The 24,137-nt window shown below is 72.8% G+C and carries 19 protein-coding genes and 2 pseudogenes; 13 read left to right on the forward strand and 8 right to left on the reverse strand.

Annotation, left to right across the window (positions count from 1 at the left end):
- Window positions 1-87: 87 nt before the first annotated feature.
- Both RM572_RS16000 and RM572_RS16005 read left to right on the forward strand, forming a co-directional pair.
- A complete protein-coding gene (locus RM572_RS16000) occupies window positions 88-1,077 on the forward strand; it encodes an ArsA-related P-loop ATPase (RefSeq protein WP_311674018.1) in 990 nt (329 codons plus the stop codon).
- A complete protein-coding gene (locus tag RM572_RS16005) occupies window positions 1,074-2,429 on the forward strand; it encodes an ArsA family ATPase (protein WP_449657220.1) in 1,356 nt (451 codons plus the stop codon). The genes RM572_RS16000 and RM572_RS16005 overlap by 4 nt, the downstream gene beginning before the upstream one ends.
- Before the next feature lie 98 nt (window positions 2,430-2,527).
- Here RM572_RS16005 and RM572_RS16010 read toward each other — a convergent pair.
- From RM572_RS16010 to RM572_RS16035, 5 genes and pseudogenes are all read right to left on the reverse strand, one after another.
- Window positions 2,528-2,878: pseudogene (locus tag RM572_RS16010) on the reverse strand (WhiB family transcriptional regulator); the annotation flags it as partial.
- Window positions 2,879-3,620: 742 nt separating this feature from the next.
- Complete coding sequence (locus tag RM572_RS16020; protein ID WP_311674019.1) at window positions 3,621-4,556, reverse strand: alpha/beta fold hydrolase; 936 nt, start codon at window positions 4,554-4,556, stop codon at window positions 3,621-3,623.
- A 12-nt stretch (window positions 4,557-4,568) separates the two neighbouring features.
- Window positions 4,569-5,033, reverse strand: coding sequence for a phage holin family protein (locus tag RM572_RS16025; RefSeq protein WP_311674020.1), 465 nt, complete (start codon window positions 5,031-5,033; stop codon window positions 4,569-4,571).
- Window positions 5,034-5,244: 211 nt separating this feature from the next.
- Window positions 5,245-7,209 (reverse strand): acetate--CoA ligase, encoded by a 1,965-nt coding sequence (gene acs, locus RM572_RS16030; RefSeq protein ID WP_311674021.1) that lies wholly within the window; start codon window positions 7,207-7,209, stop codon window positions 5,245-5,247.
- A 125-nt stretch (window positions 7,210-7,334) separates the two neighbouring features.
- The gene (locus tag RM572_RS16035) at window positions 7,335-9,746 is read right to left on the reverse strand and encodes a SulP family inorganic anion transporter (RefSeq protein WP_311674022.1); all 2,412 of its coding nucleotides are present in this window, start codon (window positions 9,744-9,746) and stop codon (window positions 7,335-7,337) included.
- A 291-nt stretch (window positions 9,747-10,037) separates the two neighbouring features.
- On the opposite strand from RM572_RS16035, the gene RM572_RS16040 reads away from it, so the two are divergent.
- Window positions 10,038-11,309, forward strand: a complete 1,272-nt coding sequence (locus tag RM572_RS16040; protein WP_311674023.1) for a polysaccharide deacetylase family protein — start codon at window positions 10,038-10,040, stop codon at window positions 11,307-11,309.
- Between the two features lie 62 nt (window positions 11,310-11,371).
- Here RM572_RS16040 and RM572_RS16045 read toward each other — a convergent pair whose 3' ends face one another.
- Complete coding sequence (locus RM572_RS16045) at window positions 11,372-12,367, reverse strand: ATP-binding protein (RefSeq protein WP_311674024.1); 996 nt, start codon at window positions 12,365-12,367, stop codon at window positions 11,372-11,374.
- Window positions 12,368-12,472: 105 nt separating this feature from the next.
- Between RM572_RS16045 and RM572_RS16050 the strand changes: the two genes are divergently transcribed.
- Entirely contained in the window at window positions 12,473-13,321 is an 849-nt protein-coding gene (locus RM572_RS16050) for a Fic family protein (protein WP_311674025.1), read from the forward strand.
- Between the two features lie 357 nt (window positions 13,322-13,678).
- Here RM572_RS16050 and RM572_RS16055 read toward each other — a convergent pair whose 3' ends face one another.
- The gene (locus tag RM572_RS16055) at window positions 13,679-14,518 is read right to left on the reverse strand and encodes an HAD family hydrolase (RefSeq protein WP_311674026.1); all 840 of its coding nucleotides are present in this window, start codon (window positions 14,516-14,518) and stop codon (window positions 13,679-13,681) included.
- Between the two features lie 431 nt (window positions 14,519-14,949).
- Here RM572_RS16055 and ssd point away from each other — a divergent pair, with 431 nt between their 5' ends.
- The 7 genes and pseudogenes from ssd to RM572_RS29775 all read left to right on the forward strand — a co-directional run.
- Window positions 14,950-16,158, forward strand: coding sequence for a septum site-determining protein Ssd (ssd, locus tag RM572_RS16060; protein WP_394813616.1), 1,209 nt, complete (start codon window positions 14,950-14,952; stop codon window positions 16,156-16,158).
- 65 nt (window positions 16,159-16,223) lie between these two features.
- Window positions 16,224-17,378, forward strand: a complete 1,155-nt coding sequence (locus RM572_RS16065; protein WP_311674064.1) for a TadA family conjugal transfer-associated ATPase — start codon at window positions 16,224-16,226, stop codon at window positions 17,376-17,378.
- Window positions 17,375-18,298: a type II secretion system F family protein gene (locus RM572_RS16070; protein ID WP_311674028.1), complete on the forward strand. Its 924-nt coding sequence runs from the start codon at window positions 17,375-17,377 to the stop codon at window positions 18,296-18,298. The genes RM572_RS16065 and RM572_RS16070 overlap by 4 nt, the downstream gene beginning before the upstream one ends.
- The gene (locus RM572_RS16075) at window positions 18,295-19,203 is read left to right on the forward strand and encodes a type II secretion system F family protein (RefSeq protein ID WP_311674029.1); all 909 of its coding nucleotides are present in this window, start codon (window positions 18,295-18,297) and stop codon (window positions 19,201-19,203) included. The genes RM572_RS16070 and RM572_RS16075 overlap by 4 nt, the downstream gene beginning before the upstream one ends.
- Window positions 19,204-19,277: 74 nt before the next feature.
- Entirely contained in the window at window positions 19,278-19,553 is a 276-nt protein-coding gene (locus tag RM572_RS16080; protein ID WP_394813617.1) for a DUF4244 domain-containing protein, read from the forward strand.
- 46 nt (window positions 19,554-19,599) lie between these two features.
- Entirely contained in the window at window positions 19,600-20,028 is a 429-nt protein-coding gene (locus RM572_RS16085) for a TadE family type IV pilus minor pilin (protein WP_311674031.1), read from the forward strand.
- A 137-nt stretch (window positions 20,029-20,165) separates the two neighbouring features.
- Window positions 20,166-20,363 (forward strand): annotated as a pseudogene (locus RM572_RS29775) (Rv3654c family TadE-like protein); the annotation flags it as partial.
- 81 nt (window positions 20,364-20,444) lie between these two features.
- On the opposite strand, the gene RM572_RS16095 reads toward RM572_RS29775, so the two are convergent.
- Entirely contained in the window at window positions 20,445-22,820 is a 2,376-nt protein-coding gene (locus RM572_RS16095) for a DEAD/DEAH box helicase (protein WP_311674032.1), read from the reverse strand.
- Window positions 22,821-23,016: 196 nt separating this feature from the next.
- Between RM572_RS16095 and bldG the strand changes: the two genes are divergently transcribed.
- Window positions 23,017-23,358 carry an anti-sigma factor antagonist BldG gene (bldG, locus tag RM572_RS16100; RefSeq protein WP_019547857.1) on the forward strand — a complete coding sequence of 114 codons (342 nt, stop codon included), beginning with the start codon at window positions 23,017-23,019 and terminating at the stop codon, window positions 23,356-23,358.
- 131 nt (window positions 23,359-23,489) lie between these two features.
- Window positions 23,490-23,942, forward strand: coding sequence for an ATP-binding protein (locus tag RM572_RS16105; RefSeq protein WP_027764166.1), 453 nt, complete (start codon window positions 23,490-23,492; stop codon window positions 23,940-23,942).
- Window positions 23,943-24,137: the final 195 nt, after the last annotated feature.

A 24,137-nucleotide genomic window follows, 5' to 3' on the forward strand; every position in this document is an offset into this window, starting at 1 on the left:
ACGACCCTAGCCTCTACGGGTTCGGGGAGGGACGCGGCACGGGGGCGCTACGCGTGCGGGGGGCCGGTCCTGGTTAGGCTCCGACACGTGAGCAGGCTGCACGTAGTCACCGGCAAGGGCGGGACCGGCAAGACGACGGTCGCCGCCGCACTCGCGCTGGCGCTGGCCGCCGACGGCAGGCGCACGCTGCTCGTCGAAGTGGAGGGACGCCAGGGCATCGCACAGCTCTTCGAGACGGAGGCGCTGCCGTACGAGGAGCGGAAGATCGCCGTCGCGCACGGCGGCGGGGAGGTGTACGCGCTCGCCATAGACGCCGAACGGGCCCTCCTCGACTACCTCCAGATGTTCTACAAACTGGGCGGTGCCGGGCGGGCGCTGCGCAAGATAGGAGCCGTCGACTTCGCCACCACCATCGCCCCCGGGCTCCGCGACGTGCTGCTCACCGGCAAGGTGTGCGAGGCCGTGCGGCGCCGCGACAAGCGCGGCAGGTGGGCGTACGACGCGGTGGTGATGGACGCGCCGCCCACCGGGCGCATCACCCGCTTCCTCGGCGTGAACGACGAGGTGGCGGGGCTGGCGCGGGTCGGCCCCGTGCACCGGCAGGCCCAGGCCGTGATGGGCGTCCTCAAGTCCGCCGAGACGGCCGTGCACCTGGTGACGTTGCTGGAGGAGATGCCGGTGCAGGAGACGGTGGACGGCGTCGCCGAACTGCGGGCCGCCGGACTGCCGGTGGGCGGTGTGGCGGTCAACATGCTGCGCCCCCGGCTGCTGGACGAGCCGGCCACCGCGACCGTGGCGGCCGGCGAGGACGTCGTACCGGCAGGGCTGGCGCGGGCGTTCGCAGCCGCGGGCCTCGGCGGCGCGGGGCGCGGCGGACGGGCGGAGCAGCTCGTCGCACCGTTGCTGAGACAAGGACGCGAGCACGTCGAACGGGTCGCCCTGGAGCGGGCCGAGCGCGCCGAGGTCGACGCGCTGGGGCTGCCCGTGTGGGAACTGGAGCTGCTGGACGAGGGCGTGGACCTGGCGGGCCTGTACGGGTTCGCCGCCGACCTGGCGGACCAGGGGGTGCGGAAGTGAGCACGGGAACGGGCGCCACGGGCGGCGCTGCGCGGAGCCACGGAGCGCTGGAGGACGTGCCGGTGCTCGAGATCGACCCGCTGCTGGACGACACGGACACGCGCATCGTGGTCTGCTGCGGCTCCGGCGGGGTCGGGAAGACCACCACGGCCGCTGCGCTCGGACTGCGGGCGGCCGAACGCGGCCGCAAGGTCGTGGTGCTGACCATCGACCCGGCACGGCGGCTGGCGCAGTCCATGGGGCTGACCGCACTCGACAACACCCCGCGCCGGGTACCGGGCGTCGCCGAGGACAAGGGCGGCGAACTGCACGCCATGATGCTCGACATGAAGCGCACCTTCGACGAGGTCGTCGAGGCGCACGCGGACGAGGAACGCGCCCGCGCCATCCTGGAGAACCCCTTCTACGCCTCGCTCTCCGCCGGGTTCGCCGGCACCCAGGAGTACATGGCGATGGAGAAGCTCGGTCAGCTGAGGGCGCGCGACGAGTGGGACCTGATCGTCGTCGACACCCCGCCCAGCCGCTCCGCGCTGGACTTCCTGGACGCACCCAAGCGACTCGGGTCCTTCCTGGACGGGAAGTTCATCCGGCTCCTGACCGCGCCGGCCAAGGTCGGCGGCCGGGCCGGTATGAAGTTCGTGAACCTGGGCGTGGCCGGCCTGTCGATGTTCACCGGGGCGCTGGACAAGCTTCTCGGCGCGTCCCTCCTGCGCGACGTGCAGACGTTCGTCGCGGCCATGGACACCACGTTCGGCGGCTTCCGCACCCGCGCCGACGCCACCTACCGGCTGCTCCAGGGTTCCGACACGGCGTTCCTGGTGGTCGCCGCACCGGAACGGGACGCGCTGCGCGAGGCGGCGTACTTCGTGGAACGGCTGGGCGCCGAACGCATGCCGCTGGCCGGGCTGGTGCTCAACCGGATGCACGGCAGCGGCGCGCGCAGCCTCAGCGCGGAGCGCGCCGCGGCGGCGGCGGAGGCTCTCGAGGCCCCGGGTGTTACGGCGTCCGGGGCTTCTGAGGCGTCCGCGGCTCCTGAGGCGTCCGGGGCGTCCGGGGTGGACGAGGTGGACGAGGCGGGACCCGTGGCGCCGGAGGACGCCGCCCTGGCGGCCGGCCTGCTGCGGCTGCACGCCGAACGGATGCGCGTCATGGCGCGCGAACGCCGTCAGCGCGACCGGTTCGTCGCCCGGCACCGCGAGGTGCCGGTGGCGGAGATCGGCGCACTGCCCGGCGACGTGCACGACCTGGAAGGCCTGCGTGCCGTCGGCGGTCGTCTGGCGGCCCACCCGGGCGCGGACGGACCAGGTGGTGCGGAGACGCGCGGCCGGCCCGCCGGTCCGCCTGCGGACTAGCCCGCGGCAGCCGCGGCGTAGCGCCGGTACTGCGCCTCCGCGTGTGCGATCACCGCGGTCGGACCGTCCACCACCGCGGCGGTGGCGTCCACCACCGGGCCGTCGGCCGCGGCGCCGTGCATCACGCCGTCGTCGACCGGGCCGCCGAGTTCGTCCGGCAGGACGCCCGTGCTGCGCTCGTACTCCGAGCGTGCCGTCTCCAGAAGGCGGCGCCACGAGGTGACGGTCGGGCGGCGCCGGAGCAAGGCTCTGCGCTCCCGCTCCGTCATCCCGCCCCACACGCCGAACTCGACGCGGTTGTCGAGGGCGTCGGCCAGGCACTCGGTGCGCACCGGGCACCCCGTGCAGACCGCTTTGGCGCGGTTCTGCGCCGCGCCTTGTACGAACAGTTCGTCCGGATCGGTAGTGCGACAGGCGGCCTGTGCACTCCAGTCGGTAACCCAGCCCATGCCGGTGCCGTCCTCTCCCGAATCGAGGCTCCCCCACGGCGGCAAGCGGCATATTCACCGTTGCCAGTTGAGGACGTTACGGAAGCCTGCCCTCGGCGCAACACCCCCTGCGGGTCCAATCTTGAATGGCCCGATCGGACTATGCGTACGCGGCAGATCACCCAACGGAGTGACGGGACGGCAACCTGCGCTTTTCCGGCGGTGCGGGACGATCGGCGCGCCCGGTACCCGGGCGCGGTGCACGAGGACCGGTCCGCGCCGGCAGCATGAGGGCAGCCGCGACGGCAGTGTGAGGGTGGTCGGCGCCCGCCTCGAAGGTGCCCGTGAGAGCGCCCTGCTGACGGTGTGTCGACCTCCGCAGGGCGTCGCGGTGTCCGTCCCGCTCGCCGGCGGGCGGCGCGGCGCGGGGGCGGTCGCGCGGACGCCTCGACTGCACGGACGGCCTGCCCCAGGTGGACGCTTCAGGCGCGTGGATGCCTCAGCCGCGCGCCGAACCAGCGCGCCCGGCGGCCCAGGATGCGCGGGATGCCCAGTGCGGGCTCTCGGGGGTCTCGGAGAGCGAGCCGGTCCCCGCCCCGTACGGGACGCCCCCTTCTCGGACCCTTGTGCTCGCGTGCCACGTCACGATGGTCGTGCGTCAAGCCCATACTTCGGTCTCTGCCCGGCGTCCATGGTCGGTAACCGCACTTCGTTCACTCGTCCGGGGCTTTCCTCGGGCATATGTGCGGGGGCCTTCCGGAGCTCAGCGATCTGGTTCGGGGTCGCGCAGCCAGTCGATCAGCTCCGCGGAGAAGACCTCCGGGTCCTCCTCGTGCGGAAAGTGCCCGAGACCGTCGAACAGGCGCCAGCGGTACGGCGCTTCGACGTACTCGCCGGAGCCGGCCGCGCTGCGGGTCCGCAGCACCGGGTCGAGGGAACCGTGCAGATGCAGCGTGGGCACCCGGACCGGCCGCTTCATGCGGCGGTTGAACTGGAAGCCGTCCGGCCGGGCCATCGACCGGACGAGCCAACGGTACGGCTCGACCGAGCAGTGCGCGGTGGAGGGGATGCACATGGCCTGGCGGAAGCGGTCCAGCGTGTCGTCGTCCAGGGTGCCGTCCAGCTTGGGCCCGGACCACTCGCGGATCAGCCGGGCCACCAGGGCGCCGTCGTCGGCCGTGAGCCGGCGCTCCGGAATCCACGGGCGCTGGAAGCCCCAGATGTGGCTGCCGGCCGCGCTCTGCCGCATGTCGGTGAGCATCGCGGCCCGCCAGCGGCGCGGATGCGGCATCGAGGCGACGGCCAGCCGGCGGACCAGCTTGGGACGCATCACGGCTGCCGTCCACGCCAGGTAGCCGCCCAGGTCGTGGCCGACCAGCGCGGCGTCCGGCTCGCCGAGCGACCGGATGACCCCGGTGACGTCGAGGGCCAGGTTCGCCGGGTCGTAGCCGCGCGGGGTGCGGTCGCTGCCGCCCACGCCGCGCAGGTCCATGGCGACGGCGCGGTAGCCCGCGTCCGCCAGCGCGGTCAGCTGATGCCGCCAGGTCCACCAGTACTGCGGGAAGCCGTGCAGGAGCAGCACCAGCGGTCCCTCGCCGGCCTCGGCGATGTGGAACCGCGCGCCGTTCGCCGCCACGTCCCGGTGGGTCCACGGCCCGTCGGGACGTACGACGGCGGCGGTGCTGTCAGGGTGCGTCATGGCCTGAGCGTGTCACACCCCGGACTTCTCCATGGACACCGAGGAGCGGACGACCTGCTTGTCCACGGACACGGAGGGACGCGGATGCGGCTTGACGTTCTGGAGCACGGCCGCGGACTCCTTGGCCGACGTGATGGCTCGCTTCGGCGGCTCGATGCGCTTGAGGGCGGCCTTCGCCACGAGGGCGAGCAGCAGTGCAAGGACGATGAAGGCTCCGCCGACGATCAGGAACGACCAGGCGAGGCCGAGCCCCAGGTTGTGGATCCCGTAGGCGGCGGCGAAGGACAGCACCGGCAGGGAGAACAGCAGCAGGACCGCGGCCACGATGCCGGCGCCGCCCCCGATGGCGCCGCGCTTCACGTCCTGGCGGATCTCCGCCTTGGCGAGCGCGATCTCGTCGTGGACCAGGGCGGACAGCTCGGTGGTGGCCGAGGCGACCAGCTGGCCCAGGCTCCGGTCGTCTGCGGCTGTGCTCATCGCTCTCTCCCTCTGGTTGGGTTACCGGTCGGTCATCCGATGATGCCGGACCATCGTCCCCCTGCGTGTACCCACGCGCGTTGCGGGGGCACCGGAAGGCCTTCCGCCTGCCGGTGCCCCCGCGACGCGTGCACCGCCGCCCGCCGGGCCGTGCGGGCACGGCCCGGTGACGGCGCGTCGGCGGCGCCGCCCCCCGCCGGGCGGTCGTGGCTCAGTCCTCGCTCGGGGCGCTGGGCATCTTGGCCTCGATGAGGTCCATCACCGAGGAGTCGGTGAGCGTGCTGACATCTCCCCGCTCACGGTTCTCCGCGACGTCACGCAGCAGACGGCGCATGATCTTGCCGGAACGGGTCTTGGGCAGCTCCGCGACGGCCAGGATCTGCTTCGGCTTCGCGATCGGTCCGAGCTGCTTGGCGACGTGTTGCCGCAACTCCTCCGAGAGCCCTTCGTCCTCGGCCGCGGAGCCGCGCAGGATCACGAACGCCACGATGGCCTGCGTGGTCTGCGGGTCGGTGGCGCCGACCACCGCGGCCTCGGCGACCTTGGGGTGCGCGACCAGCGCGGACTCCACCTCCGTGGTGGAGATGTTGTGGCCCGAGACGAGCATGACGTCGTCGACCCGGCCGAGCAGCCAGACGTCGCCGTCGTCGTCCTTCTTCGCGCCGTCGCCCGCGAAGTACGTGTCCTGGAAGCGGGACCAGTAGGTGTCGAGGAAGCGCTTGTCGTCGCCCCAGATGGTGCGCAGCATCGACGGCCACGGCTCGGTGAGCACCAGGTAGCCGCCCCCGCCGTCGGGGACCTCGTGCGCCTCGTCGTCGACGACGGTCGCGGAGATGCCGGGCAGCGGCACCTGGGCGGAACCGGGCTTCGCCTCCGTCACGCCGGGCAGCGGGCTGATCATCATGCCGCCGGTCTCCGTCTGCCACCAGGTGTCCACCACGGGCGTACGGTCCCCGCCGATGTGGTGGCGGTACCAGACCCACGCCTCGGGGTTGATCGGCTCGCCGACCGAACCGAGGATGCGCAGCGACGACAGGTCGAACTTGGCCGGGATGTCGTCGCCCCACTTCATGCACGCGCGGATCGCGGTGGGCGCGGTGTAGAGCAGCGTCACGCCGTACTTCTGGACGATCTCCCACCAGCGGCCCTTGTGCGGGCTGTCCGGGGTGCCTTCGTACAGCACCTCGGTGGCGCCGTTGGCCAACGGCCCGTAGACGATGTACGAGTGTCCGGTCACCCAGCCCACGTCGGCGGTGCACCAGAACACGTCGGTCTCCGGCTTCAGGTCGAAGACCGCGTGGTGGGTGTAGGCGACCTGAGTGAGATAGCCGCCGGTGGTGTGCAGGATGCCCTTCGGCTTACCGGTGGTGCCGGAGGTGTAGAGGATGAAGAGCGGGTGCTCGGCGTCGAAGTCCTGCGCGGTGTGCCGGTCGGACTGCCGGTCGACGAGGTCGTGCCACCACACGTCCCGGTCGTCGTGCCAGGCGATGTCCTCCTGGCCGGTGCGGCGCACGACCAGCACCGAGCGCACGTTCTCCGTGCCCGGACGGGTCAGGGCCTCGTCGACGGCCGGCTTCAGGGCGCTGGCACCGCCCTTGCGGTACCCGCCGTCGGCGGTGATGACCACGCGGGCGTCGGCGTCCTGGATGCGGGTGGCCAGGGCGTCCGCGGAGAACCCGCCGAACACGACGGAGTGCGGGGCGCCGATGCGGGCGCAGGCCAGCATGGCGACGACGGTCTCCGGGATCATCGGCATGTAGACCGCGACCCGGTCTCCCGCCTTCACGCCCAGCTCGGTCAGGGCGTTCGCCGCCTTGCAGACCTCACCCTGGAGATCCGCGTACGTGAGTGTGCGGGTGTCGCCCGGCTCGCCCTCGAAGTGGAAGGCGACCCGGTCGCCGTTGCCCGCCTCGACGTGCCGGTCGACGCAGTTGTAGGCGACGTTGAGCTTGCCGTCGGCGAACCACTTGGCGAAGGGCGGGTTGGACCAGTCGAGCGTCTCGGTCGGTTCGGTGCCCCAGGAGAGGCGACGCGCCTGCTCGGCCCAGAAGCCCAGCCGGTCGGCCCTCGCCTGCTCGTACGCCTCCGCTGCCACGTTGGCGTGGGCGGCCAGCTCAGCGGGAGGAGCGAATCGACGCTCCTCCTTGAGAAGATTGGCCAGGCTCTCGTTACTCACGACATCTCCCTTTCCCAGGGTGTCCGTTGTGTCCCATGCCTAGCTCATCAGCCCGTGCGCCCCCATGACAAGGGTTGACGCGGAATATTGGTTTAGACCTATTGAGGTCATCTCCTCGTGCGGTCTCACGAGGGTCCTGCTCCCCCTGCGGAGGCGTGGGCAGCGCATCCCGAGCGGGCGGGCGCGTCCTGTCCGCCCACCTCTCCGTTCATCTCTCCGTCCTCCGGCTGTACCGGGAGGAACACGGGCCGCGCCTCGCGAAGGGACGGTGCGAGATCCATGACGTACGCCTGCGCCTCCCCGACGTGGAAGTACATGCCGTGCAGCTCCAGGGCGCCCCTCGCCACGCGCTGGGCCACGCAGGGGTGAGCGACGAGGTGCTCGAGCTGCTGGACCACGTTGGCCAGACACAGCGCCTCCAGAGCGTCCGAGGTGCGGCCCGGAATGCTCGGCACCGAGCAGGGCTGCTCGGCCGCCCGGCGCACGCTCGACGCGCCGTGCCGCAGCCACCTGCCGAGCGAACCGTCCACGGAGGCCCCGTCGGCGGTGTGCAGTGCCTGCATCGCCCCGCATCCGGAATGCCCGCAGACGGTGATCGACTCGACCTCGAGCACCTCCACCGCGTACTCGATCGCCGCTGCGACCGAGTCGTCCCCGCTCTCCTCGCCGGGCAGCGGCACCAGATTGCCGATGTTCCGCACGGTGAACAGGTCTCCCGGACCGCTGGAAGTGATCATGCTGGTGACCAGCCGGGAGTCCGCGCAGGTGAGGAACAGTTGCGACGGACGCTGCCCCTCGGCGGCCAGCCGGGCCAGCTCCTTGCGGACCCGTGGCGCCGTGGACCGCTGGAAGTTCCGCACGCCGCCCAGCAACTGCCCCCGCCGCACGGTGTGTTCCGGGCGCTCGTCGGACGTCGGGCGGGTGCACTGGTGGTTGCGCCACGGCATCCAGGGCGAGCATCCGTGAGCGGCGGAGGGCTCGGCGATCTGCCTGCCCTCCCGGCCCTTGACCTCCACGCCGCCTCCGCGCGCCTCCTGGGTGGCGCGCCACTCCTGCAGGGTCTCGAAGGCCGCGTGGTCCATGAACGACCCGTCCAACTCGACCACCGCGTCGGCTCCTTCCGGAACGCGCGCGAGTGCCCGGCTGAGCCGGGGCACGGCGAGGAACGTGAGCTGCCCGCGCACGTGGACCCGGTGGACGTCGCCCTCTGCCCGGGTGGTGATCCGCGTGTGGGCCAACCTGTTCAGCGCGACGGCCACGGCGAGGACGATGCCGATGCCCACGCCCTCCAGCACGCCGAGCAGCACCACCCCGGCGAACGTCGCCGCGTACACCAGTGCCTCCCGGTGCCGGGTGACCGTCCGGATGTGGGAGATCTTCACCATCTGGACGCCGACCACCATCACCAGGGCGGCCAGTGCCGCGAGGGGGATCCGTTCCAGGATCGCGACGGCCAGACCGGCTGCGAGCAGCACCCATACGCCGTGCAGGATGGAGGAGTTGCGGCTGACCGCTCCCGCCGCGACGTTGGCCGAGCTGCGCACCGCCACTCCCGCGACGGGGAGGCCGCCGAGGGCACCGGAGACCACGTTGGAAGCGCCGAGGCCGCGCAGCTCCCGGTCCAGGTCGGCGCGCGGCACCTGGTCGTCGCCGGTCCGGGCGGCGGTGAGCTTGTCCATCGCCACGGCGGAGAGGAGCGTCTGCACGCCGGAGACCATCATGATCGTGAGCAGCCCGGCGAGCAGCCCCAGCAACGGCCCTTCGGGGAGCTGGGGAAGTGCGTGACTCCGCCACGAAGGCAGGTCGACCCTGGCCAGACCGAGACCGGCCGCCGTCGCCACTATGGTGGCCAGGCCCACGGCGGCGAGCGGTCCGGGCACCTTCGCCAGCACGCCGCCTGCCCCGCCGGGAAGCCGGCGCAGCCACGGCCAGCCCAGCAGCACGCCGACGGTGAGTGCGCTGACCGCGAGGGCCGTCGGGCGGGTGCCGGCGAGCTGCCCCGGGAGTGCGGCCAGGTTCGCCACCGCGGAACGCTCCGGGCTTCCGCCGAGGACGATGTGCAGCTGTGCCAGGGCGATCGTGACGCCGATGCCCGCCAGCATGCCGTGCACGATCGCCGGGCTCACGACGAGCACCGACCGGGCGACCCTGAGCCGGCCGAGAACGAGTTGCACCAGGCCCGCGCCCACGGTGAGTGCGCAGGTGGTGCGCCAGCCGTAGACGTTGATCAGGTCCGCGGTGACGACCGTGAGACCGGCTGCGGGTCCGCCGATCTGGAGCGGTGCGCCGCCGAGCCGCCCCCCGACGATGCCGCCGACCGCGGCGGCGACGAGTCCGGCCTGGAGTGGAGCCCCCGCCGTCAGCGCGATGCCGAGAGAGAGCGGCAGGGCGATCAGGAAGACCGTGACGGACGCCGACAGGTCGGCGACACGGCGGTTTCGACGGCGAATCCGGTCCGGGTCACGGGAAGCGTGGCTCTTCTCTCCGAGGGCTTCGCCGGCGCTGCGTGGAGTGCGTGCGGGGGTGGTGGACGGCATCGTTCGGTCACCTCCGGGCGTATGGCGTATGCGTCGTCACCTGCGCAGACGCGACAAGCGAAAGATCATGACTACTCTCAGTAGTGGTAAATGAAGCGTAAGGGAACGTAAAGACTTGGAGAAGTCGGCGGTGATGATCACTGCGAATGTTCCGCCTTGCGAGTGAAAAAGTCAGCAAGTCCGCTTGTCATACCGGCTCTTCCCTCCTCCCGGTGTCACGTTGGGGCGGCGTCCGTCGCGCACATCAGCCGGACGGCTGTTCTTCCCGACTTGTGAGGATGAGGTGAGCCCATGACCGTCAGGAGACGCCGGGCCGCGGGTACGGCCACGCTGACCGCCCTGGCACTGCTGCTCGGCGGATGCGCCGGCCCCGCGGGCGAGGACACCGACGACGGCCGGTCGTCGCGGAGCTCCGACGACGAGGCGCCCCGCACCAAGCCCCGGTTGCTGGGGGACGGCTCCACCGCCGTCACCGGCCGGCAGCCGCACCAGCCGGTTCCGGCCAGGATCGAACCCGGCGCGAAACCGCCCCAGTTCGTCGTGTTCTCGTGGGACGGCGCCGGCGAGGACGGGAACCGCCTCTTCTCCCGCTTCCGCAAGCTGGCGAAGGAGTACGACGCCTCCATGACCTACTTCCTCAGCGGCATCTACCTGCTGCCCGAAGAGGAACGCGCGCGCTACCACCCGCCCGGACACTCGGTGGGCGCGTCCGACATCGGCTACCTCGACGACGAGGACATCCGGGCCACCCTCGAACAGCTCCGCCTCGCCTGGCTCGACGGAAGCGAGGTCGGCACCCACTTCAACGGGCACTTCTGCGGTCCGGGCGGCGTCGGCAGCTGGTCGGTGCAGGAGTGGAAGAGCGAGATCAGGCAGTCCAAGTACTTCGTCCAGCACTGGAAGACCACCACCGGCTGGAAGGGGATGCCCCCGCTGCCCTTCGACTACGACAAGGAGCTGATCGGCGGCCGCACCCCCTGCCTCGAAGGCCGTGACAACCTGCTCCCCGCAGCCAGGGACATGGGGTTCCGCTACGACTCCAGCGGCAACGGCACCCAGGTGTGGCCCGGCAAGGAGGAAGGGCTGTGGGACCTGCCCCTGCAGCAGATCCCCATGCCCGGGCGTGCGTTCGAGACCCTGTCGATGGACTACAACTTCCTCGCCAACCAGTCCGGCACGGTCAAGGGCGACCCCGCCAGGCGGGCGTACTGGGAGCGCCAGTGGCACGACGGGCTCCTGCAGGGCTTCCGCCGCGCCTACGAGGGCAACCGCGCCCCGATGATCATCGGCAACCACTTCGAACAGTGGAACGGTGGCATCTACATGGACGGCCTCGCCGAAGTCATCAAGACGGTGTGCCCGTTGGAGGACGTGCGCTGCGTCTCCTTCAAGCAGCTCGTCGACTGGCTCGACGTCCAGGACCCGCGCGTGCTGGCGAAGCTGCGCACACTGGGCGTCGGCGAGAAGCCGAAGGGTGGATGGGAGCAGTTCCTGGCCGGGAAGGCCGCCCGGCCGGTGGCGCCGTCCGCCGCCGCTCCCCCTGCGGCGCCCGACGCCAGGTAGACCGGTCGGCTCCGCCCGACCGCAGCCGACCGCAGCCGACCGCAGCCGACCGCAGTCGGCGGTCAGACCGGCTGCGGTGCGCCGACCGTGAGCGCGGACTCCCGGAGCACGAAGCCGGGGTCGACCTGGGCGGCCAGGTCGACCCCGGTTCGTGCGTTCCCCCAGCTCTCCGCGTTGCGCAGGTGGAAGTGCACCATCTGCTGGGTGTACCGCTCCCAGTCGCGACGCTCGTACGTCTCGTCCGCGGCGATGTGCAGGGCCGCGAGCGCGGCGGCATCGGTCTCGCCGAGTGCGCTGAAAGGGTGCGGACGACCCCGTTCGGCGGACCTCACCCAGTCCGAGTGTCCGAGGACGGTGAGCAGGTCGTCGCCCACTTCCGATCGGAGGAATGCAAGGTCGTCGGCGTCCTGCACCTTGTTGCCCACCACGTGCAGCGCGACGCCGAAGTCCCGTGCGTACTCCTTGTACTGCCGGTACACCGCGATGCCCTTGCGGGTCGGCTCGGCCACCAGGAACGTCACGTCGAAGCGGGTGAACAGGCCGGAGGCGAACGAGTCGCTGCCGGCGGTCATGTCGACCACCACGTACTCGTCACGACCGTCCACCAGGTGGTTCAGGCAGAGTTCCACCGCGCCGACCTTGGAGTGGTAGCAGGCGACGCCGAGATCGGACTCGGTGAACGGTCCGGTGACGAGCAGCCGGACCGTGCCTTCGTCCAGCGTCACCCTGCGGGCGCAGGCGTCGAAGACCGGGTTGTCCTCGGTCACCCGCAACAGGCGGGAGCCCTCACCCGGAGGCGTCGTCTTGATCATCTTGTCGGCGGACGGGATGCGGGGGTTCGACCCGCGCAGGTGTTCCTTGACCAGGGGCAGGTGCGCGCCCATCGCGGGCAGCGCCGCGGCAGCCTCCTCGTCCATGCCCAGGGCGACCCCCAGGTGCTGGTTGATGTCGGCGTCGACGGCGAGGACCGGGAGACCCACGGCGGCGAGACGGCGGATGAACAGGGAGGACAGCGTGGTCTTGCCACTGCCGCCCTTGCCGACGAAAGCGATCTTCATGTTCATCAGCGTAACCGTATGACCACAAGGAGTGGTGAAGGTGAGTGAACAAGACCACTCGATCGAGGGGTATGGGCCACGGCGGGGGTGCGTAGGCTCATACGCATGAGTAACCCCGCCGGTCGTCCTGCCGAAGATCCCCTGGCTCCGCTCGCCGAACTGCCCGGCGTCGCCGAGGCGGTGGAATCGGTGCGGAAATCCGTCGACCGGGTCTACCGGCACCGGGTGATGCGGCGCCGCAGCGCCGAGATCCGCTCCGAGGCGGCTCTGCGCGGGGCGCGGGCCTCCGCGGCGCTGGCAGGCGCGGACTGGGCGCTGGAAGAGGTCCGGCGCCGCAGCGACTTCGGCGTCGAGGGGGAGGCCCGCACCGTGGGCGGGGCGCTGCGGGTGACGGCGGAGTGCGGGCAACTGCTGAGTGTCTGGCGTCAGTCGCCGTTGCGGGTACTCGCCCGGCTCCATCTGGTCGCCGCCGGCGGAGCCGGAGGGAACGAGGCCGTGGGGCGTCCGCGGCTGGCGGGCGAGTCGGTCGACTCCACGCGCGATCCGGCCGTGCCGGGCGTGCCGCTGCCGGACGCCGACGAGGTGGCCGGCCGCCTGGACGGTCTCGGGCGGCTTCTGGTCGCCGGATCGTCCGCCCCTGCGCTGGTGACCGCGGGGATCGTGCATGGCGAGATCCTGGCGCTGCGTCCGTTCCGCTCGCACAACGGGCTCGTGGCCCGCGCGGCGGAACGGATCGTTCTCATCGGCAGCGGGCTGGACCCGAAGGCGGTGTGTCCGTCGGAGGTCGGGCATGCGGAGGTCGGCGCCGCCGACTACCTGGAAGCGCTCGCCGGCTATGCGTCCGGCACACCCGAAGGCATGGCGGAGTGGCTCGCCCACTGCGGGAAGGCCGTCGAACTGGGGAGCAGGGAGAGCACGGCGGTGTGCGAGGCGCTCCAGCGCGGTGCCGCCTGACCCTCCGCCCCGGAGGCTCGCGGTGACCGGGGTTCTCCGGTCCGCGACAGCAAGCACGTCGGGTGCAAGGATGCGGCGGCACCGCGAACGGTACCGCCGCTGGCATGTTCACCGAGTTACCAGTGCGTGCTCCACATAGCGTCCATCAGGTCGGGACTTTGCCCGTCTCCTGGTGCGACTGGCCCGAATCGCGGGTCGGCTGCGCGTGGGTGCCCGGTGTTCATGCGTCCGGTCCGTGGGGCCATGTTGCGTGAACGGGATCCTCTCGGATGCCGCCGGTCTCGCGGGCCGTTGACTCCTTTGTACCGCTGGCGGAGATCGAGTGGAACCCCCGCCCGGACATCTTTACTTTCGCCTTCAAACAGTCTCAAAGCGGGCACGCCGTCTGCCGCTGTACCACACCGCGGCGGCCGTGGCGGCGCCCGCGAGCAGGGCGGCACCCGCCACGGCGAGCGTCGGGCGGGAGGGCAGGGAGAACGAGGGCAGGCGCTGCTTCAGCCGTACCGGGCGGCTGAAGCCCAGCACCGGCCAGCCCCGTGCGAGCGCCTCCCTGCGCAGCGCGCGGTCCGGGTTGACGGCGTGCGGACGGCCGACCGATTCCAGCATCGGCAGGTCCGTGGCCGAGTCGCTGTAGGCGTAGCAGCGGCCCAGGTCGTACCCCTCCGACGCAGCGAGCTCCGCGATGGCCTCCGCCTTGGTCGGCCCGTACGCGTAGTACTCCACCTCGCCGGTGAAGCAGCCGTCCTCCACCACCATGCGGGTCGCGACCACCTTGTCGGCGCCGAGCATCTCACCGATGGGCTCCACGACTTCGGCGCCCGAGGTGGAGACGATCACCACGTCACGGCCGGCGAGATGGTGCTGCTCGATGAGGGTGGCCGCCTCGTCGTAGATGATCGGGTCGATGCGCTCGTGCAGGGTCTCCGCAACGATCTCCTTCACCTGCTGCACGTTCCAGCCGCGGCAGAGGGCGGACAGGTACTGCCGCATCCGCTCCATCTGGGCATGGTCGGCGCGACCCAGAAGAAAGACGAACTGGGTGTAGGCCGTGCGCAGCACCGCCCGGCGATTGATCAAGCCACCTTGGTAGAAGGACCTGCCGAAGGTGAGCGTGCTCGACTTCGCAATGACCGTCTTGTCCAGGTCGAAGAAGGCGGCCGTACGGGGCAGCGACTGGATTTCCACGGCACTGAGCATAGGGGCCCACCATTCGGCGTAAGCTGTGGCGCGTGGGTTTGCCTGAGAAGGCTCTCGGGTACACCATGGAAGTCACGGATCGTTCGCGACCGTGCTAACCCGGCCCGACTCCTCCCCCCCGAGTCGGCCGTGGAGACGACCCCCGCTCTCCCCCCCGGCGGGGGTCGTCGCATGTCCGGGTGTCTTCCCGTCAGCGGTTCCGTCCGCTCTTCTCCCCGCCGCGCGCCGGTTCCGGGCCGGCGTCTCGCCCACCAGTGAACCGTCACCGTGCGTGATCGCGTGGTTCTTCTGCGAAAGTCACCGGTTCGGGGCCCGGAGTTATTCACAACTGCCGGGTAGTCCACCGTTTCCCACCATGATCCACACGATTCTCCGGTGCGCGGCACGTTGTTTCCCGCAAGCCGTCCGCAGCCGTTTGCGGACGCGACGAAATGACGTGGGAAGGGAGCTGCGAAGTGGCGGAGAACGTCTTGATCGTCACGGAGGACGACGGCCTGCTGGACGATCTGCTGCGGTTGTGCGCCGCGGCCGGTGCGGAGGCTCAGGTCGCACACGGAGTGCCCACCGACCGCGCCGCGTGGGCCTGCTGGGCCGCGGCCGAAGCGTGGGAGCGCGCACCGCTGGTGCTGGTGGGCGACGACTGCGCGGGCGTCGCCGGGGGGCTCGCCGGGGCCGGCACCGGCCCGCCGCGTGGCGCCCGCCGGGCCGGGGTGCTGCTCGTCGGCCGGGACATGGACGACCCGGGTGTGTGGGAGCGCGGCGTGCGCATCGGTGCCGAGGGCGTGGTGCTGCTGCCCGATGCGGAGAGCTGGCTCACCGGGAGGATCGCCGATGCGGCGGAAGGCGTCGGAGATCCCGCGCTGACCGTGGGCGTCTTCGGCGGGCGCGGCGGGGCGGGAGCCTCCACCCTCGCCTGCGCGCTGGCGCTCTCCTCGGCGCGCGCCGGCCGGCGGACGGTTCTGATCGACGGGGACCCGCTGGGCGGCGGACTCGACGTCCTGCTCGGCGGAGAGAGGACGGAGGGACTGCGATGGCCGGCGTTCGCCGAGTCGCGGGGCCGGGTGGGCGGCGCCGCGTTCGAGGAGTCGCTGCCGAGGCTGCACGGCTTGAGCGTGCTCAGCTGGGACCGCGGGGACTCCGTAACGATCTCCGGGGACGCGATGAGGTCCGTCCTCGGAGCAGCCCGGCGGCGTGGTGGTGTGGTGGTCGTCGACCTGCCGCGGCGGATGGACGAGGCGGTGACCGAGGTCCTCGCCCAACTGGATCTCGGACTGCTGGTGGTACCGGCCGAACTGCGCGCCGTCGCGGCCTCGCATCGTGTCGCCGGACGGGCCCGGATGGTGCTTCGTGACCTGCGCGCCGTCGTCCGGCCCCCGGGCGGCCCGCAGGGCGGGAGGTACGGCCGCGGGCTGGACGAGCACGAGACGGCCCGGCTGCTCGGGCTGCCGCTGGCCGGCGAACTCCCCTGGGAGACCGGGCTGACCGAGGCCGTGGACCGCGGCGTACCGCCCGGTGACGACGAGCGCGGGGCGCTCTCCCGCTTCGCCCGGGAGTTCTGGGACCGTGCGCTTCCCGTCGGAGCCGGCCGGACCACCCCCGGCGGACACGGCGAGGGCCGTGACGGAGGTGCGACGGCGTGAGCGGTCTGCACACCGCCGAAGAATCCGGCGCCCGCAGCGGGCGTCGCCGCAGGCCTGCCCCCGGAGTGGACAGCTCCCTGCTGGACGCCGTGCGGCTGCGGCTTGCGGAAGCCGGGGCCGAGCCCACACCGGCCGGAGTGGCCGCAGCCCTTCGCGCCCAGGGCCGTCTGCTCGGCGACAGCGCGGTGCTGCGGGTGGTCGAGGTGCTGCGGTCCGAAATGGTCGGCACCGGGCCGCTCGAGCCACTGCTCGCGGATCCCCGGGTGACCGACGTGCTGGTCACCGGGCCGGACGAGGTATGGGTCGACCGCGGTGCCGGCCTGGAACGCACCCGGGTGCGATTCCCCGACTCCGAGGCCGTGCGGCGCCTGGCGCAGCGGCTCGCGACTTCGGCCGGCCGACGCCTGGACGACGCCCGGCCCTGGGTGGACGCCCGGCTTCCCGACGGCACCCGGCTGCACGCCGTCCTGCCGCCCGTCGCCGTCGGCACGACCTGTCTCTCCCTGCGAGTGGTACGGCACCGGCCCTTCGACCTCGACGAGCTCGCCGCGGCGGGCACCCTGCCACCCGGCGGCGACAGGCTGCTGCGCGCCATGGTCGACGCGCGCCTCTCCTTCCTGGTCAGCGGCGGCACCGGCACCGGCAAGACCACGCTCCTCTCCTGCCTGCTCGGGCTGGTGGGGGCGCGTGAGCGCCTCGTGCTGGCGGAGGACTCGGCGGAGCTGCGCCCCGACCATCCGCACGTCGTCCGGTTGGAGACCCGGCCGGCCAACCAGGAGGGCGCCGGCCGCGTGGGGTTGCGCGACCTGGTGCGCCAGGCGCTGCGCATGCGTCCTGACCGCCTCGTGGTCGGCGAGGTCAGGGGCGCGGAGGTCACCGACCTTCTGATGGCTCTCAACACCGGCCACGAAGGCGGGTGCGGGACGGTGCACGCCAACGCCGCCGGCGACGTCCCCGCGCGGCTGGAAGCGCTGGCAGCGACCGCGGGGCTCGATCGAGGGGCTCTGCACAGCCAGTTGGCGGCGGCCCTGGACGCGGTCGTTCACCTCGTCCGCGAGCGCGACGGTGCCCGACGCGTCGCCGAGATCCATGTTCTGGAACGGGACGAGGCCGGCCTCGTCCGCACTCTGCCTGCGGCACGTTGGGGTCCCCGCGGCTTCGTCGCCGGACCGGGGGCGCCGCGTCTCGATGACCTGTGCCGACGGGGAGGTGCACTGTGAGGGGCGGCCCCTGGTCCACGGAGGTGTCCGCCGCGTTCGCCGCCGCGCTCGCCTGTGCCGCGCTCCTCGCCTGGCTGTTGTGCGACCGGCGGGATCCCGGACGTGCCCGATTGCTGCTCGCCACCGGTGCGGACCCGGCGCCGCGGCCCCTCGGAGGCGACCGCGCGCGGCTGCTCGGGGGTGCGTTGCGGGAGCGCCTGCCGAGGGGCGCCGTCGCGGCTCTCCAGCGGTCCTGGGCCCGCGCGGGGCGAGCCTGGTGGTGCCTGCCGGCAGGTGGCCTGGTCGGCGCCCTGGGCGAGTCGTGGATTCCGGCCGTGCTGGGCCTGTTCACGGTCCCGGTGGCCGGACGGCTCGCGAGGAGACGCCGGGCACGGGAGGCCGCCGAGCGCACCGAGAACGCGGTCATCGACCTGTGCGCCGATGTCGCGGGGGAACTGCGCGGGGGCCGTCTCCCCGCGGGCGCTCTTCTCAGCGCGGGGGCCGGTCGACTGGGGAAGGAGGGCGCGGCGCTGCTGGCCGCCGCGCGGTTCGGCGGCGACGTACCGGCTGTGCTGCACAGGGCGGCGCGACTGCCCGGTGCGCACGGCCTCACGGGAGTGGCGGCCTGCTGGCAGGTCGCCACCGACGGTGGGGCGGGCCTCGCCGACGGTCTGGACCGGGTCGCCGACGCGCTGCGAGCCGAACGCGACCAGCGCGACGAACTGCGCGCACAGCTTGCCGGCCCGCGCTCCACCGCCGTCGTACTCGCGCTGCTTCCGGCCTTCGGGCTGCTGCTCGGCACCGCCATGGGAGCCGAACCGCTGCACGTGCTGCTGCACAGCCCGGTCGGGCTGGGCTGCCTCGCGGTCGGCGGACTGCTCGAGTGGGCCGGGCTTGCCTGGGTCGCCCGGCTGGTGCGGACGGCTGAGGAGGAGTCGTGAGGACGGCGGCCGAGGTGCTCGGGGCGGCCTCGTCGGCGGTGATGACCCAGGCGGTGATGACCGGGGCGGTGGAGGCGTTGGTGTGGTGGGTGATGGCCGTGCTCATGGCGGCCGGAGCCGTCGTCGCCGTGCTGCTGGGCTGGCGCGAGCAGCGGCAGCGGGGCGACCGGGCGCGTCACCTCGCCGGGGCGGAGACCGGGCGACCACTCCTCCCGCGCCGTCGGGACCGCACTGACGGCCGACGGCACGGAGCACGTGGTACCCGCCGTCCGTCCGACGGCCCGTCGCGCCCCGACCGACGATGGGGTCCGTGGGCGGGGGCGCTGAGCGCCGCCGTCGTCGTGCGCCTGCTGAGCAGCGGCCCGGGCGGGTGGCCGGCGGCCGTGTCGGCGGGGGTGGCCGTGTGGTGGTGGCTGCGCCGAAGAGCCGTGCGTGCGAGGAAGGACGCGGTGTCCAGGACGGCGGTACGGGCGGTGGATCGGCAACTGCCCCTGGCCGCCGAACTGCTGGCCGCCTGCCTCACCGCCGGGTCCGGTCCCGCCCAGGCGGCGGAGGCCGTGGGCCGGTCCACCGGAGGACCGTTGGGCGACCGGCTGGTGCGCGCGGCAGCGGAACTGCGGCTGGGCGCCGAACCGGCGGCGGTGTGGGGCAGGTTCGGCGCCCAGCCGGGGTGCGACGGGCTCGCCCGGTGCATGGAGCGGGCCGGCACGACGGGTGTGCCGCCGGTGCAGGCGGCGGCCCGGCTGGCGGCCACCTGCCGGGCACGGCGGGCGCGGGCGGCGGGCGTCCGGGCGCGCCGTGCCGCCGTCCTGGTCACCGGACCGCTGGGGCTCTGCTTCCTGCCCGCGTTTCTCGCGGTGGGCGTCGCGCCCGTCGTGCTCGGTCTCGCCCGCTCCCTGCTCTGAACGGCCCAGCCCGTACGACCCGAGAGAAACCCGGGCGTCGGAGACGGAAACCGACCTCGGACACGAAAGGACGGATGGAACAGATGAAGCGAACCAGCAGGCGGGCCACCGCCGGCCGAGAATGCGGCACCACGCCGCGGCGGCGCCAGTGGCTTCGGCGCTACCGGAAGCGCTGGGCGAGCGCCGTGCGCGGCAGGAGCGGCGACGCCGGCATGAGCACGGCGGAGTACGCGGTCGGCACGATCGCGGCCTGCGCGTTCGCCGCCGTGCTCTACAAGGTGGTCACCAGTGGTCCGGTGAGCGAGGCGTTGCAGAAGCTCGTCGAGAGGGCTCTCGATGCGACGTTCTGACCGGAGTCGTCCGTGGCGCTTAGGACCTGTCCGGCGCCGGGGCGTCGTGGCGCGCGGCAGAGACGCCGGTTACGTCACCGCGGAGACGGCCGTCGTCGTGCCGTCGCTCGTGGCGGTCGTCGGGATGCTGCTGTGGGGGCTGGTGGCCGTTGCCGGGGCTCTCCAGACCCAGGACGCCGCTCGGGCGGGTGCTCGTGCCGCCGCCCGGGGCGAACCGCCGTCCGTGGTCCGGGAGACCGCTCGCTCGGCGGCCCCGTCCGGGGCCGCCGTCGCGTGGTCGCGGGAGGGTGACCTGGTCCGGGTGCGGGTGGAGGCGCGCACGGCAGGGCCCGGCCCGCTGTCCCTCCCCTTGGAGGCCGAGGCGGTGGCGCTGGCCGAGGACTCCCTGGCGGGAGCAGCCCTTCCGGCGACGGGTTCTCCGGCAGAGGCGGCCGCCACGGCGACCGGCCGATCGGCCTCCGGAGACGACCGGTGATCCTGCGCGTGCGGCGGCGCGCCGACCGACCGCGTGGTGACCGGCCGGGGGCCCCGTGCCCGCGGTGCGCCCTGCCGCGGGACGACCGTGGCTCCGCCTCGGTGTGGGGGGCTGCGTGCGCCGCTCTGGTCTGCCTCGTGTTCGGGGCGCTGCTGGCACTGGGTCAGGTCACCGTCGCCCGCCACCGCGCCGCTGCCGCCGCAGACCTCGCGGCCCTCGCCGCGGCGCAGCGAGTCCTGCACGGGGAGGAGGAGGCGTGCGCGGTGGCCCGGCAGGTGGCCGGGGCCCAGAAGGCCCGGCTGGTGCGGTGCGCGGTGGCCGGTGAGGTCGCGGACGTCTCGGCGGCCGTCCGTACCGGGCCGTACACGACGAAGGCCCGTGCCCGCGCCGGACCGGCCCGGGCGCGGCCGCAGGCGTCACCGGGGAGGTCCGCCACCCGCGTTCTGCGGGGAGGCGCCGTCCGGGGAGGGCGCACCGGCGAGCAGTTCGCGCAGCAGGCGGAGGGCGCCCGCCTTGTGCAACGGCTCGTTCCCGTTGCCGCACTTGGGCGACTGGATGCACGAGGGACAGCCCGCGTCGCACTCGCAGGAGGTGATCGCCTCGCGTGTGGCCGTCAGCCATGCGCGCGCCGTACGGAAGGCGCGTTCGGCGAACCCCGCGCCCCCGGGATGCCCGTCGTACACGAACACCGTGGGCAGCAGGGTGTCGGGGTGCAGGGGGACGGACACGCCCCCGATGTCCCACCGGTCGCAGGTGGCGAAGAGCGGGAGCAGGCCGATGGAGGCGTGCTCGGCCGCGTGCAGCGCGCCGGGCAGGATCTCGGGGCCCACGGCGGCCGCGTCGAGCTGGTCCTCGGTGACGGTCCACCACACCGCGCGGGTCCGCAGGGTACGCGCCGGCAGGTCGAGTTTGGTCTCGCCCAGGATCTCGCCCGTGACGAGCTTCCGGCGCAGGTAGGAGACAACCTGATGGGTGACCTCGACGGAACCGAAGTGCAGCCGCCCCCGGCCCCAGGGAACTTCCTTCTCGGTCTCCAGGACGGAGACCGAGGTGGTGTCGCGGGCCAAGGTGGTCCAGGGCGGCGACGACTCCTCCACAAGGGCGACGGACTCGTCCAGGTCCAGGCTCCGGACCACGTAGGTGCGTCCCTGGTGGAGGTGGACCGCCCCGTCGTGCACGGTGGTGTGGGCCGCCCCGGCGTCCACGGTGCCGAGCACACGGCCGGTGCCGGACTCCACGACCTGCACCGGGGAGCCGCCGCTGCCCCGGATGTCGGTGAGGTCCGCCGCACGCTCCCGCCTGGTCCAGTACCAGGCCGCGCCCCTCCGGCGCAGCAGACGGCGCTGTTCGAGCTGGGCGACGAGGTCGCCGAACTCGGCGCCGAACAGTTCCGCGTCCCGCTCGGTGAGCGGGCTCTCCGCCGCCGCGGCGCACAGATGCGGCGCGAGCACGTACGGGTTGTCCGGGTCCAGGACGGTCGACTCGACGGGGTGGGAGAAGACCGCCTCGGGGTGGTGCACGAGATAGGTGTCCAGCGGATCGTCCCGTGCGACGAGCACGGCCAGAGCCCCTTCGCCCGTACGGCCGGCCCGGCCCGCCTGCTGCCACAGCGAGGCGCGGGTCCCGGGGTAGCCCGTGATCAGGACGGCGTCCAGTCCCGCGACGTCGACCCCGAGCTCCAGCGCGTTCGTCGCGGCGAGGCCGAGGAGTTCGCCGCTGTGCAGCGCCCGCTCCAGCGCCCGCCGTTCCTCGGGCAGATACCCGCCCCGGTACGCGGCCACCCGGGGCGGGAGGGACCGGTCGACCTGTGCCAGCCGGTCCTGCGCGATCAGCGAGATCAGCTCGGCCCCGCGCCGGGAGCGCACGAACGCCACCGTGCGCACCCCCTGGACGGCCAGGTCGGTGAGCAGTTCCGCCGTCTCCGCGGTGGCGGTGCGGCGGACGGGGGCGCCGCGTTCGCCGGACAGCTCGGTCAGTGGCGGCTCCCAGAGCGCGAAGAGGAGTTCGCCGCGTGGCGAGGCGTCCTCCGTCACGGCGGTGACCGGGAGGCCGGTCAGCCGGCCGGCCGCCTCGGCGGGGTCGGCCGAGGTCGCGGACGCCAGCAGGAACACCGGGTCGGCGCCGTAGCGGGCGCACAGGCGCCGCAGCCGGCGCAGGACCTGCGCGACGTGGGAGCCGAACACGCCCCGGTAGGTGTGGCATTCATCGACGACCACGTAGCGCAGCGCGCGGAGGAAGGAGGACCAGCGGGTGTGCTGGGGGAGGATCCCCCGGTGCAGCATGTCCGGGTTGGTGAGGAGGTAGTTCGCGTACAGCCGGGCCCACTCGCGCTCCTCCGGCCCGGTGTCCCCGTCGTGTACGGCGGCCCGCACGGCGTCGCCGAGCGGCGTGGCGAGCGCGCTCGCCTTGCGGCGCTGGTCGGCCGCCAGCGCCTTGGTGGGGGCGAGGTAGAGCGCGGTCGCGCCCCGCCCGTTCGGTGCTTCGGCGCCCTCGACCAGGGCGCTGAGGGTGGGGATCAGATAGGCCAGCGACTTGCCGGAGGCGGTGCCGGTCGACACGACCGTGGACCTCCCGTCGAGGGCGAGGGAAGCCACTTGAGCCTGGTGTTCCCAGAGGCGGTCGATACCGGTGAGCCGCACGGACTCCACCACTTCCGCACGGATGCGAGCAGGCCAGTCTGCATGACGACCCGGCCGCGGGGGCACATGCTCCGTATGAGTGACGCGCGCGGCCCGGTCCGTCCCGGCGGCAAGCCTGCCGAGCACCGTCTGCGGGTGGTGAGTGTTGGCCATCGGCACCGAGTGTGTCACTGGCACGACGGACAATGGACGCAAGCCGTCGTGCACGGCTGGCGGTAAGTGATTGAATGCTTCTGCGGCTGCCGATCCGTCCCCTGTGCCGCTCCGCCACGGCGGGGTGCCAGGACGGGGCTCTCCACACGGGGATTCCCGGGGGCGGACCGCTCGATAGCAAGGTGCTGGAGGATCAGTGGACCTGTCTCTGTCGACCCGTACTGTTGGCGATCGCACGATCGTCGAGGTCGGTGGCGAGATTGATGTATACACCGCGCCCAAGCTGCGCGAGCAGCTCGTCGAACTCGTGAACGACGGCAGTTACCACCTCGTTGTGGACATGGAGGGCGTGGACTTCCTCGACTCCACCGGTCTCGGTGTGCTCGTCGGCGGACTGAAGCGGGTGCGCGCCCATGAGGGCTCGCTGCGCCTGGTCTGCAACCAGGAGCGCATTCTCAAGATCTTCCGTATCACGGGCCTGACCAAGGTGTTCCCGATCCACGGATCGGTCGACGAGGCCGTCGCGGCCACCGACTGACACCCATCACGCCCCGTCCGGCCGTGCGTCCGCCGCGCACGGCCCGGACCGTCGGATGACGGGGTCCCGCGCGCTGCCGACGGGCGGCCGCGGTGCCCGTGAATGCACACCTGTCGACCGAGAGGGATGGCATGGCCACCGTCGAACTCCGCTTCAGCGCGCTTCCCGAGCATGTGCGGACAGCGCGTCTGGTGGCCGCCGCCGTGGCGCGGCGCGCCGGGGTCGACGAGACCGTGCTCGACGAGGTGCGGCTCGCTGTGGGTGAGGCGTGCACCCGTGCCGTCGGCCTGCACATGAGCAACGGCGTCGGCAGCCCGGTCAGGGTCGCGCTGATCGAGGACGAGAAGAAGTTCTCGATCGAGGTCGGCGACGACGCGCCGGGCCGGGGCGGCGCCCTGGTCCCGGGTGCCCGCGACGAGATCCCGGGCCCCGCCACGGAGGAGGACGAGGCCGAGGGGGACATGGGTCTCGCGGTCATCAGCGGTCTCGTCGACGACGTGGAGATCACCGCCGACGACACCGGTGGCACCATTCGCATGAGCTGGCCCGCCACGGCGGTTCCGCCCACGCCCGCCGCCCCCTGACCCGGCCGACCTGACCGGAGCCCGACGGGCTTCGGACGGGCCGGCGCCGGCCCGTCCGTCCGCGGACGACCGGCGCCCGCGGACGGCACCTGCGGATCCCACCGCCCTGGTTGCCCGCCGCGCGGCGGCACCGATCCCGCCCCGCCATACGGCTGTCGGGCACCGCCGCCCACGCGTGCCGGCTCAGGACGTCTA

It is taken from the genome of Streptomyces hazeniae (assembly GCF_031845485.1).
In the GTDB taxonomy this organism is placed as follows: Bacteria; Actinomycetota; Actinomycetes; order Streptomycetales; family Streptomycetaceae; genus Streptomyces; species Streptomyces hazeniae.